9 protein-coding genes are annotated in these 12906 nt (G+C 50.6%); 8 read left to right on the top strand and 1 reads right to left on the bottom strand.

Annotation, left to right across the window (positions count from 1 at the left end; all coding sequences use genetic code 11):
- Nucleotides 1-649 precede the first annotated feature (649 nt).
- The 8 genes from ACUVQO_RS19510 to ACUVQO_RS19475 all read left to right on the top strand — a co-directional run bounded on the left by ACUVQO_RS19510 (nt 650) and on the right by ACUVQO_RS19475 (nt 12090).
- Nucleotides 650-1021 (top strand): Mo-dependent nitrogenase C-terminal domain-containing protein, encoded by a 372-nt coding sequence (locus ACUVQO_RS19510; RefSeq protein WP_445927499.1) that lies wholly within the window; start codon nt 650-652, stop codon nt 1019-1021.
- 609 nt (nt 1022-1630) lie between these two features.
- Nucleotides 1631-4918: a carbamoyl-phosphate synthase large subunit gene (gene carB / locus ACUVQO_RS19505; RefSeq protein ID WP_445927498.1), complete on the top strand. Its 3288-nt coding sequence runs from the start codon at nt 1631-1633 to the stop codon at nt 4916-4918.
- A 737-nt stretch (nt 4919-5655) separates the two neighbouring features.
- Nucleotides 5656-6612 (top strand): RNA polymerase sigma factor, RpoD/SigA family, encoded by a 957-nt coding sequence (locus ACUVQO_RS19500; protein ID WP_445927497.1) that lies wholly within the window; start codon nt 5656-5658, stop codon nt 6610-6612.
- A gap of 124 nt (nt 6613-6736) precedes the next feature.
- A complete protein-coding gene (locus tag ACUVQO_RS19495; protein WP_445927496.1) occupies nt 6737-8578 on the top strand; it encodes a tetratricopeptide repeat protein in 1842 nt (613 codons plus the stop codon).
- 11 nt (nt 8579-8589) lie between these two features.
- A complete protein-coding gene (locus ACUVQO_RS19490) occupies nt 8590-9450 on the top strand; it encodes an alpha/beta fold hydrolase (protein ID WP_445927495.1) in 861 nt (286 codons plus the stop codon).
- A 41-nt stretch (nt 9451-9491) separates the two neighbouring features.
- On the top strand, nt 9492-9896 hold the full coding sequence (locus ACUVQO_RS19485; protein ID WP_445927494.1) for a hypothetical protein: 405 nt from the start codon (nt 9492-9494) through the stop codon (nt 9894-9896).
- A gap of 176 nt (nt 9897-10072) precedes the next feature.
- Entirely contained in the window at nt 10073-11464 is a 1392-nt protein-coding gene (locus ACUVQO_RS19480) for a DUF3370 domain-containing protein (protein WP_445927493.1), read from the top strand.
- Nucleotides 11461-12090, top strand: a complete 630-nt coding sequence (locus ACUVQO_RS19475) for a DUF4340 domain-containing protein (RefSeq protein WP_445927492.1) — start codon at nt 11461-11463, stop codon at nt 12088-12090. The genes ACUVQO_RS19480 and ACUVQO_RS19475 overlap by 4 nt, the downstream gene beginning before the upstream one ends.
- Before the next feature lie 260 nt (nt 12091-12350).
- Here the strand turns inward: ACUVQO_RS19475 and ACUVQO_RS19470 are convergent, their stop codons facing one another.
- On the bottom strand, nt 12351-12689 hold the full coding sequence (locus ACUVQO_RS19470; protein ID WP_445927491.1) for a hypothetical protein: 339 nt from the start codon (nt 12687-12689) through the stop codon (nt 12351-12353).
- Between the last annotated feature and the right edge of the window lie 217 nt (nt 12690-12906).

Genomic DNA, 12906 nt, shown 5'->3' with positions numbered 1-12906 from the left:
CAGATTAGCACTGACACCACCACCTCGCGTCAGCAGGTGGTCTGAGCTTCATGAACGGGGCATTTCAGACAATCAGGGGAAACGATGACTCCAAAAAGTCATGCTTTAGTTTCAAATCTAAACGCTCTTGGAAGCCTGAATGAATTCAAAAGAAAAATCCCAAGAAAGAACAACCCCCTTAACTTGAACTCATTACGAACATGGGGATCATTTATTCTTAGAATTATTGGCTCAATCATAAGCGTAATTTCAAGAAATAACCCTGAAAATTTTTAGTAGATATTTTTAAGGGCTTAGACTTAGAAGAAGTAGCCTAAGCCCCTCGAATGTCTTATTATCCCTACAGAAGGATTTACGGTTTTCCCCAGTATTTTCCCTATTTTTACTCCTAAAATGGAGGAGTGGTCTCTACAGAAGTTCAGTGGTTTTGCCCATTCAAAATTTATTTGCGTCGGGAACCATTGGATAGACAAATGCATCAGAGAATGGTGATATTATCTTGATGGTTTCCTGATTAAACCATCTCCGATTCGTTGAGTACTTGGTAGAGGCTCATCAAAATCAGCGACCTTTCCGAGAATTCCTGTTGAACTGGTGTAGCTGATAGTGAATGAACCGACCCCCGACACAAGTGAGGAAACAAACTATTATGGAAAGCTCTCACTATACGACCGAACCTCCTCAAGATGCCCGTCTTATCTGGGTTGCCTCCGAAGTCGCGATGCCTGCGACGAATGAAAAATCTCACAAACTTAAAATTCAATTTGCACCGCTGCGTCCTATTCGTGAGTGGTTAAATAACATTGAGGTGAGCGATCGCCAAATGGCTCGTACCTTCTGTTCGGTGATTCCGGCCCAATGTCCCTTTGAACGCACCATTTCTCTGTTTGGTCGGCCCATCGTGCATATTCCACCTCTGTGTAAGCTCAACCCGTTCTATGAGGAACTGGTTGCTCTGCGCTTTCGATCGCTCTGCTACCTGGCGGATGAGTGTGGCGAGGACATTTCTCCTTATTGTTAATTCAGTATTAAATTTGTTGACTGAAGCAGTTCCGGAATTGGTACTCCCTACAATCCAGGTATCTGTGTTGAGGTCCCTACAGTAATGCTCAACACGGTTGATGCTACCCCACAACTCCTACGGGGAAGTTGTCTAGGCGGTCAATCCATTCGCTAACTTGAAATCCCTGAGTCTAATCAGTCGGCATTTCTCCTGAATGTTGAGCAGGTCAATGCGCTCAATGCCTAATATCTTCTGCGATCGCTACTCAAGGAGACTGGACGCTATGCGGTTTTAAGTGAAGGATTGGAATCAAATGTTCTACCACTATTCTTCCTGGGGTTTGCCTGCGCAACCGTGCCTGATCGTTCCTGACTAGCGATCGCAGGTTCCTCCACGAATAGCCCTAAGGCGGTGGATAGTTGTAATGACAGGTTGTTCCTAATGACCGCAGCAGTGCTTCCCGTCAGCCTCAATGCCAGAGCCTTGGCCATTAGCAGCGCAGGGGAACAACCTTATTGTCACTACACCTAATCCCTAACCCTACAAAACCTTTGGATTAGATAAAAGACTACCGACTGAGGCAAGGCTTTCCATTACAATATTTGGGGTTTTCGACATCCACATGCCATGCCGCGCCGTAACGATCTCCAAAAAATTCTCTTGATTGGCTCTGGGCCGATTGTGATTGGGCAAGCCTGCGAGTTTGACTACTCTGGCACCCAGGCTTGTAAAGCCCTGCGAGACGAGGGATACGAGGTAGTCCTGGTGAACTCCAATCCGGCCACCATCATGACCGACCCGAGCATCGCCGATCGCACCTACGTTGAGCCACTGACTCCAGAGATTGTCGCGAAAATCATTGAAAAAGAACGACCGGATGCGCTGTTACCAACGATGGGCGGTCAAACGGCCTTGAACCTGGCGGTGGCACTGTCGAAAAACGGCACTTTGGAACAGTATGGGGTGGAACTGATTGGGGCGAAATTGCCTGCGATCGAAATGGCCGAAGACCGCAAGCTATTTAAGGAAGCGATGGAGCGGATCGGCGTGGGGGTGTGTCCCTCTGGCCTGGCGAATACATTAGAAGAAGCACGAGCCATTGCCCAGCAGATTGGCAGCTATCCGTTGATCATCCGTCCGGCTTTCACCTTGGGCGGTACGGGGGGTGGAATTGCCTACAACCAGGAAGAATTTGAAGAGATTGCCCAGTCCGGTCTGGATGCCAGTCCCGTGTCTCAGATTCTGATCGAGAAGTCGCTGCTCGGTTGGAAGGAATACGAGTTGGAGGTGATGCGGGATCTGGCTGACAATGTGGTGATCATTTGCTCGATCGAAAACCTGGATCCGATGGGAATTCATACCGGGGATTCGATTACCGTGGCTCCGGCCCAGACCCTCACAGATAAGGAATATCAGCGATTGCGGGATGCCTCGATCAAGATCATTCGGGAAATTGGTGTAGAAACAGGTGGATCCAATATCCAATTTGCCGTCAATCCGGATACTGGGGAAGTGATTGTAATTGAGATGAACCCCCGTGTCTCGCGTAGTTCGGCGCTGGCATCTAAGGCTACTGGCTTCCCGATCGCCAAAATGGCGGCCAAACTCGCAGTCGGCTACACTCTGGATGAAATCCCCAACGACATTACCAAGAAAACTCCAGCCAGCTTTGAACCGACGATCGACTATGTCGTCACCAAAATCCCGCGCTTTGCCTTTGAAAAATTCCCCGATGCCCAGCCTGTTCTGACGACTCAGATGAAATCTGTGGGCGAAGCAATGGCGATCGGGCGTACCTTCCAGGAATCCTTCCAGAAAGCCCTGCGATCGCTGGAAGCGGGCCGTGCTGGATGGGGGTGTGACAAGCAGGAAAAATTGCCCAGCTTGGAAACTATTCGCGCCAACCTGCGGACTCCCAACCCAGAGCGAATTTTCACTGTACGTCATGCCTTTTTAATGGGGATGGCGGTTGAGGAAATCTATGAACTGACCGGGATTGACCCCTGGTTCCTGGATAAATTGCAGGAACTCTTGGAAACCGAGAAGTTCCTGAAACGCACGCCTCTGGATCATCTCACCCGCGAGCAATTGCTGGAAGTAAAACGTCAGGGCTTCAGCGATCGCCAGATTGCCTTCGCCACCAAAACCACGGAAGATCAGGTGCGGGCCTATCGGAAGAGCCTGGATATCATTCCCGTTTATAAAACTGTAGACACCTGTGCTGCCGAGTTTGAAGCTTTTACCCCCTACTACTACTCCACCTACGAAACGGAAACGGAAGTTCTACCCTCCACTAAACGGAAAGTGATGATTCTGGGGGGTGGCCCCAACCGGATTGGCCAGGGAATTGAGTTTGACTATTGCTGCTGTCATGCCTCCTTTGCCTTACGGGAAGATGGCTTTGAAACGATCATGGTCAACTCCAACCCGGAAACCGTTTCCACCGACTACGACACCAGCGATCGCCTGTACTTTGAACCCCTGACTAAAGAAGATGTCCTCAATATTATTGAGGCCGAAAACCCTGAAGGGGTGATCATTCAGTTTGGGGGGCAGACTCCCTTAAAACTGGCGCTGCCATTGCAGAGGTATCTGGAACAGGGGCTAGGGATCGGGGATGGGGAATTAGGAACCGGCCCTAATTCCCCATCCCTGATCCCCAAAACCCGCATCTGGGGCACGTCCCCTGACTCGATCGACATCGCCGAAGACCGGGAGCGATTTGAGAAAATCCTGCGCCAACTCAACATTCGCCAACCCTCGAATGGCATTGCTCGCAGTACTGCAGAAGCGCTGGAGATTGCGCGGCGGATTGGCTATCCGGTGGTGGTGCGGCCCAGTTATGTATTGGGCGGTCGAGCGATGGAAATTGTCTACTCGGATGCGGAACTGAAGCATTACATGACTTATGCTGTGCAGGTGGAACCTGAACATCCCATCCTGGTGGATCAATATCTGGAAAATGCGATCGAGGTGGATGTGGATGCGATCGCGGATAGCACTGGCCATGTGGTGATTGGCGGCATCATGGAACACATTGAGCAGGCCGGAATTCACTCTGGCGATTCTGCTTGTTCGCTACCCACCGTTTCCCTTAGTCCTGCCGTACTGGAGCAAATTCGTACCTGGACCATCCAACTGGCTAAAGCACTGAATGTCGTAGGTCTGATGAATATTCAGTTTGCCTGCCAGGGAGAACAAGTCTACATTCTGGAAGCGAACCCCCGTGCCTCCCGAACGGTTCCCTTTGTGGCCAAGGCGATCGGCGTTCCTCTAGCAAAAATGGCGGCCCGGATCATGTCAGGCAAAACCCTGGAGCAACTCAATTACACCCAGGAAGTGATTCCCAACCATATTGCGGTGAAGGAAGCGGTTCTCCCGTTTGATAAATTTTCTGGTACAGATCCCATTCTGGGGCCAGAAATGCGATCGACCGGAGAAGTGATGGGCATTGACTCGAATTTTGGCACCTCCTACGCCAAAGCCGAGATTGCCGCCAATCAGCGACTTCCCCTCAAGGGCACCGTGTTTATCTCCATGGCCGATCGCGACAAGTTGGCGATTGTTCCCGTCGCCAAAGAACTCATTGATCTGGGATTTCAGGTTGTCGCCACCGTCGGCACCCGCAAAGTTCTTATGGAGCATGGCCTGGAGGTCGAACTGGTACTGAAACTGCATGAAGGCCGTCCCCATGTCGTTGACTGGATCAAAAACGGACAGATTCAATTAATCATGAACATTCCCAGCAGCGAAGAAGCTCGAGCGGATAGCCGCATGATCCGTCGCACGGCTCTCATGTATAAAATCCCGATCGTCACCACAATGGCAGGAGCGAAAGCCACTACTGCCGCCATCCGCTCCCTCCAATCTCAATCTCTATCCGTCAAGGCATTGCAGGATTATGTGAGAGTGTGACGAGGTGAAGGGATGATGAGGTCAGAGGGGAAAAAGTGCCTAGCATGGCTTCACCCCTTTCCTCCTTTCCCTCACCATCTATCCCCTTTTCTGAGAATGAAGTAAAGTTTTTTGTAGTAGCTCTTAACTTTGCAATTGAGCCTGTCCCCTGGGGGCATCTACCGGGATGGCAAAATTGTAAGAATACTGGCTTTTGTCATCCAGGATGCATTTGCAAATCTCGGTTTCGGGTATCCTCTGTTAACGCCCTTGCAACACTGAACCCTTTCTTAACCTTAATTTTTCTAAGAAATCTCTCTTAAGAGGGGCGTTTCTTGCTCAGAAAAGATACAATATTTAATAATGTTGACCACTCAGCGGTATCTCCTATGACTATTCAGTTTTTTCTACAACTCAATAGTGTGCTAGGGTTGTTCTTCGCTCTGCTAATGGCTGAATTAGTTATTTCTAAATCTCAACGTCAATCCTCTACTGTTGCAGTTCCGGTAAAAGTTCGCGAAGATAAATAACCCCATCTCTAAAGATTGTGGCTATTTGCTTCATTCTTTCAAGCAACGAGATGCTTAAATCCCCGCTAGCCCGATTTGGAAAGGCAAGATTACAAGTTAGAAATTTTGGCAATTGGTATTTTGGATTTCTAACTTTTAGTTTCTTCATCATTCTTCGTCTCCTGGTTTAGTTCCCTCAACAGAGCCTCCACCTGGTTTTATTTACTCCCATCATCTCCAGACAGTGTTATGAAGACTGCTCAGACTTCCTCAGATCTAGTCCGTACTTATTTACGAGAAATTGGTCGCGTTCCCCTATTGACTCACGAGCAAGAAGTTGTCTATGGCAAACAAGTTCAGCGAGTTACTGCCTTATACGAAGCACGAGATGCCCTAGCTGAGAAGCTCGGCCATCCTCCAACTGTGAAGGAGTGGGCAGAAACTGTTCACTTATCAGAGGCAGAACTTCAGCAGGCAATTGCCGAAGGGGAAACTGCCAAACACAAGATGGTTGAAGCGAACCTAAGATTGGTCGTTTCCGTTGCCAAAAAGTACACCAAGCGCAATGTGGATTTGCTGGATCTGATCCAGGAAGGTACGATCGGGATGCAGCGCGGTGTAGAAAAATTTGATCCCACGAAAGGCTACCGATTCTCGACCTATGCTTATTGGTGGATTCGGCAGGCGATCACTCGGGCGATCGCTGAAAAAGGCCGTACCATTCGCCTTCCAATTCACATTACAGAAAAACTGAACAAAATTAAGAAAGCCCAACGGCAACTTTCTCAACGACTGGGACGGGCCGCAACCGCGACAGAACTCGCCAAGGAACTGGAACTTACTCCCAAACAGGTGCGGGATTACCTGGAACAGGCGCGGGCACCCCTGTCTCTGGATTTACGAGTGGGTGATAATCAGGACACGGAACTGGGCGAGTTACTGGAAGATAATGGGGAGTCTCCAGAGGATTTCGCTCTCAACTCTTCCCTGCGGGCTGACCTGGAACGATTGATGGCAGATCTTACCCCCCAGCAACGGCAGGTACTCTCTATGCGCTTTGGGCTGGATGATGGACAAGCCATGACCCTGGCCAAGATTGGCGACTTACTGAATATCAGTCGGGAGCGCGTTCGCCAGATTGAGCGGGAAGCCCTCAGCAAACTGCGGAAACGTAAGGCTGCGATTGGCGAATACCTCGCTAGTTAAATCATCCTAAAGCTACGATCGCCCCTGTATGGACACAGTTAGCCAAGTCTGTACAGGGCTTTGGCTTATGCAGGGTGAGTTCTGTTTGCTAGGCTAAAGCAGTACCTCATGCCTATCCTGACTCATGCGCGATCGCTACTTAGACTTGATTGACCGCATTGTTGCCGCCACCTTAAAGGGGGAAATCCGTTCTAAGGAGCAGGTTTATCAGATGCTGCAGGCCGAGGTCAGTAGCGGTACGGGTGAACTGTTTGAGCGGTGTTTGCAGGAACAGGTGGACGAGGTTCAGGGAATTTTGAAAACCGAGCGGGATGAACTGAAGCAGGCCAAGGCAACCCGAAAACAGCGGGCATTAAAAACCATCCAGGGAGAATGGGAACGCTGGCAAAAGGAAAACCAGGCTAACTCTGCCCTCTCCTCAATGGTGCAAGCCTTGATTGCTGCAGAACCGACTGATCGGTTGGATATTCTATTGCACGCGATCGATCCAAATCAGCCGCGCACCCTTTCCCGTGAACAGTTGCAGCAGTTAATTGCCCTGCTGGAGGCCGCCGATCGCTCTGCTGCTGCAGAACCAGGAACCGCAAATTTAGGCGAACTGGCAGCGGGGTTAAAGCAGGGCTTAGCAACCTGGCTAGAACTGGAAACCCAGGTTGTAAGTTGGATCTACGACCAGAGCCAGCGATCGCTGGGCTTTGGGAATCAAATTGAACAAACTGGCCCCTGGAGCAGTTGGGCAAAAGCCGTCAGTTGTCCCGGATTAAAGCAACTGTTTGAGGATCTGGCCCGCCACCAGACGGTCACAGCAGCAAGCATTCCCACACCCATGAGTGTACGGGACTGGGTGGAAATGGCGATCGTCTTGCAACGGTTGCAATTGGGTTTAGTCACCTGGTTTGACAAGCAACCTTATGATCCGGCTGCAGGCAAACGGTTGTCGATCGCCACGTTTCTCACCTTTTCCGTGGTTTGGAGCCAGCTTTCCTACCGCTTCTTGGAATTGAGCCAGTCTAATTTGGCAAATGCTTGTTTTCAGATGATTTTGCAGGCGCTGTATCAGTTCACGCAGCAGGGATATTTTCCGCTCTATGGGGGGCTGTTTGCTGCTTTATCAGGGGAACCCCTGCGAGCCATGCTGGAGTATCTGGATCAACCTTTGCGTCAGGTGCCCAATACTCAAAGCAAAGCCCGCATTCTTACCCTGCTTGGCTATTCTCAACGGGCATTGGGCCAGTACTCCCTGGCTTTAGAATTCCATCAGCAAGCGTTGGAGATTGCGCGAGAATCTGGCGATCGCCGCTGTGAAATTGCCAGCCTCAATCACCTCAGCCGTACAGCCGTGATGCAGGAAAACTATACGGTTGCCATTGATCAGAGTCAACGGGCCTTAATTCTAGCGCGGCAGGTGGGCGATCGCCTGGGAGAAGCCAATGCCCTGGCCAACCTGGGCTACAGCGAAGTGTTTCAAGCTCAGCAAAATAACCAGTTGGATCCTGACCTGTACGGACGGCTGCTGGATTATTTGCAACAGGGAATGAAACTGTCTGAACAGATGGGTGATCGTCCCAGTCAGGCATTGTGTGCCCATAGTTTAGGTGTGGTGCAGGTGGTATTAGGCCAGCATCAGGAAGCCCTTACCTCCCTGGGCCAGGGATTGCAGATTGCTCAGGCCATTGGTGATGTTTTCTTACAGGGACTGAACTACATCTATCTGGCCGAGACTTATCGCAGCCTGGAAAACATTGAGATGGCGATCGTCACAGGTAGCTTAGGCATGTATCTGTTGCATCAGATTGGCTCTGAACAGTGGCGACAACCGGCAGGCATTCTCAGCATTTTGCAGGGTCAGATGGGTACGGAACAATTTCAAGCCGTTTTGGATAAGTACCGCGCCCAGTTTCTCCCCCTGATTGGAGTAGACGGCTATGATTATTTACCAGTGCTGCTCCAGGAATACCAGCGATAAACTTGACCCTCATGACTCTCAAGCAAACTCAACTCCTGACCCTTGATTTTCTGCTGGATCACGCTCCTCAACCTGCTGCTTACCTCGATCGCGGTACTGGCCCCACGGTGCTGATGCTGCATGGCTTTATGGGGAGTGCCACCTGCTGGTTGCCGCTCATCGATCGCCTGCAATCTCATATCCGTTGTGTAGCTCTGGACTTAATGGGATTTGGCGACTCCACAAAACCCGCGATCCGATACGACGTTGCCAAGGAAGTCGCGTTTGTCCGGCAATTTATTCGGGCGCTGAACCTGGAACCCTGTTATTTGTTGGGCTATTCCTTCGGCGGTTGGGTGTCTTGTGCCTATGCCCTGGCCTATCCCGATGCAGTGACCGGATTAATGCTGGCGGCTCCAGCGGGAATTCGGGATGACAGCTTCTGTGGTCGGTATGATCACCTGCGTCCCTTACTCTGGCAAACGCCCCTGGTGGATTGGGCACTGACTCTGGTAAAGCCGATTGCCCATTTCACCGGACACCAGGAAGCTATTAATAAGATTGCCTGGATCCGGAGTGAACTGAATGCCCAACCTGCTGCTCGATCGTTTCTCGTAGATCGGATGCGACCGGAGGATGCGATCGACACCGTTGAGCAGGAAATTCATCGGTTACGGGTACCGACGCTGGTCATTACAGGCGATCGCGACGAAACCATTCCCCTCTGGCACAGCGAAACCTACGCTCGTGAAATTCCTACAGCAACCCTGGCGATCATTCCCAATGCCGATCATTCCCTGCTTCGTGATCATGCTGACCAGCTAGTAGATTTGGTCTTGCCTTTTGTCGGCAATCCAGTTCCCACAGATTCCGCTTATCTTTATAATCATTAATATTCGTTTATTTTTTGTAAAAGTAACGGGATGGGGAAATTATGACCGGATTTCTGTCAGGATTCTTTGGATCCAGACAAAAACGCGCTGAACAGCCTGTCAAACAGGAAGTAAAGCCAGAACCTAAAGTATCTCAACCGGGTGTTGATGCCTCTGGAGCTTACTTTTTAGACTTCGATCAGGCTCAGACATTAGGTGATATTAACTATATGCGAACCGCCAAAACGGTGAAGCGTACCTTTGCCAAAACGGTGAGCCAACCTGAAGAGAAAGTATTAATTCAGAACATTTCCGCGAATCAGGCTGAAATTGCCAGACAGGACAAGCAAGAGACTTTATCTCAGGCCAACGGTTCTGCATCCGACCCTCAAGTCTTGGAGCGTCGCCGTTCCGACAGTAGCCTGGATATGTTCCGGAGCATGGCCAAAGACCTGCGCAAATTCTAAGGCAGGTAAAGACAGAAGGAGGAGAGCAGACGGCAAGCATAAATTCTTCTCGTTATCTTCAGTTCTCTGCCCTCTGCCTGCTTACGCAAACTGAAAAGAGGCTACAAGGGCGTAGCTCGCTGATTCCCAACCCATGTCACCATATAGACTGCTTTCATTTGCAATGACTGGTGTTCATGCTGTCTGTTCTGTCTTCCCTCGTTCTAGCCCAAGCGTCCCCACCTTCGCCCTCCCAGGAAATCAAAATTCCTCAGGAAGTTCGAGCGCTGCCAGGAAAACTGGATGCGGTTCCCGTGTTTAACAGCAATAGCCCAGAACTGGTGCAAACTGAAGGAATTCTGCTCTCCACCTTCCCTCCTACAGGTAAACGCACTCCATCCGCCCATCTCAACTTGCCACTCCAAGGGCGATTTGATGTGTTTACCCATCACATTGCCAAAGCCCTGACTCCTGACGATCTGCGAACCCTGTATTTGGGAGTGATTTTACATAATCCTGGCAGGCAGCCCGTAACGGTAGATATATTGCAGGCGGCCAGTTATCTCAGTCAACCAGATGCCCCATTTCTGGATCTGCCTGCTTATGTGGATAATCCTCTAGGAACAGTGTATGCAGGGCCAGGGAGCCGGATTACCAGTGACATTCTGCGGGGCAAACGACAGGAAAGCTTTCCCGCACAAATTATTATTCCTCCCAAACAAAGTCAAATGTTGCTGAATCTGCCGATTCCGGTGAAGGAGTTGAATCCTCCATTGAATGGGCGATCGACCCTCATTCGCGCCTGGAGCAGTGGCCCGATTTACATTGCCAGTCTGGCCCGGTTTGCTCCCACAACGGACACTGGGGAAGAACGGGCACCCACCGTTGAAGAATGGCAAACCCTGGTAAATACAGGAACTCTGGCTGGCCCACGGGACAAAACTCCCACTCCCCCGGATCAGCAAAAAGGACAGATTATCTATGGTCGCGTGGCTGGGGTGGCAAAAGGTTCCCAATGGGTTGCGGACGTGGTTGATCCTCCCGGCATTCAATTAGATAATCCCAATACCTGGTATCTCAGTGTGCCAGCTACAGGACAGGCTTTTTCCTATGGTTTAAGTACCCTGCGCGGGGGAACCCTGGGCACAGGGCAGGTGCAGACAGCCAGGATGCTCGTACGTTATCCAGATACGGCTTACGAAGCACATGGCAATTATGCGATCGAATACAATTTGACCTTGCCGTTACAGAATCGCACAAATGAGACGCAAACCGTGGCTATCACCCTTGAAACCCCCATCAAGGAAAACCAACTCCAGAACGGTCAGTTGCGCTTTCTAGAACCACCCGCTAAGAATGTGTTTTTCCGGGGAACAGTACGGGTGCGCTATACGGACGATCGCGGATTGCCGCAAACTCGCTATGTGCATCTGGTACAACGGCGCGGCCAGCAAGGTGAACCTCTGGCAGTGATGACGATGAAACCAGGTGAGCGCCGCTTCGTCAACGTTGGCCTCCTATATCCACCCGACTCCACCCCACCGCAAATTCTCACAGTGCGATCGCTACAAGCAGGAGACGTGAAATGAAGCTGAAACGAACCCCACTCATTTTATTGGCGATCGCCACCCTACTCGGCCTCGGAGTATATCTCCATGAGAGCCAGCAAGCTAACCAGCAGCAGGTAAGCCAGAACCAGGGGCAACCCCTCTTCACCTTTAAGGAAGAAGATGTGCAGGCATTTACGTTGAAAACGCCGCAACACACGCTGGTCTTTACCAGAATGGCCGCTTCTCCGGCTCCCCAAAAATCGGGAACCCCCCCCTCTTCTGGTCCTACTGCTGATGCACCCGTCTGGCAAATGACGAATCGAAAAACGACCGCGGCCAGTAATGCATCCGTGGCTTACCTGTTAAACCTGTTAGCAACGGCGAAACGGGAGAAAACCTTAACAGTTCCCACCGCGAAGCAAGCCGAATTCGGATTTGATAATCCTCTGGCGATCGTGGATGTGACATTGAAGGATCAAAAAACTCATCGTTTGGTGTTGGGCAATCCCGATTTCAACCGCAGCTACCTGTATGCCCAGGTAGATCCGCCTGAGAAACCCCAACCGGAGTTGTCAGTATCCCTCGTGACCATGGATTTTGAGAATGCGGTCAAACGCCCTGTACCGGAGTGGGAAGGACAACCCCAAAAAGGTAGCCAAAATTAAATGTGGGATGCCTTAGGCAGAGCCATAAGGACGAAGCATGCGACAGGAGATTTTAGCTTCATTGCAGGGGCTAATACCTAAATGCTTAGCTCCTATCATTTAAATCAGAAAGAGCGCCGACGACTGTCCGTGTTTCGTCTCGGCGCTCTCGCTGGTTCGCTCCTCACACTCTTAAAGTATATCCGACCGTCACAGGTTTGTCACCCCTTTGCCACATCAGAAAAAGTTATAGGGCTTAGGGATAAATACCTGCAATCCGATCAGCGGCATGCGACCTGCCAGTTCTTATCCTTCTGTTGAACTTTCAGCACCTTACAAGATGCGAGGAATGCAGAGAACTTACTGCCATTCAGTTGCTTCAGGACAGCGGTAATGGGTTGCTGGTAGCGTCTATAAAAATGGGTGCCCACAACCCCAATATCGACATACCCACCTGCTACATTTGCTGTAGCCTCTTTCGCAATCTGCACTAATGCCGCTTCTAGCTCCGTCGCCTGTTTGAACGGCTTGGCTACGTTAACCTTTGTTGTGTTTGCAGAATTAGCGATTGGGGTAGCTTGCTCCTGAGCCGCTGAACTGGTTCCAACTGGATTTGGCACAGCGCCACCAGCTACCTGAAACAGGCTGATATAGATCTCCTGGTAATCAGGAGGTTGGTGTACGGCAAAGTCTCTCGGTCGATCGAGAAATAAATCCCCCTCGCTTTCTTACCCGGACTGTGGGTGGTAACGGCCTGACTGATAGTGAATCCGTTCTGTTTGTGAAACAGTTGCGAAATTTTGGAGAGAGGCACCCATACCTGCCCACTCTGGCCCT

The sequence above is a fragment of the Leptodesmis sp. genome (assembly GCF_052746595.1).
This window is presented reverse-complemented; position numbering and strand designations above follow the sequence as displayed.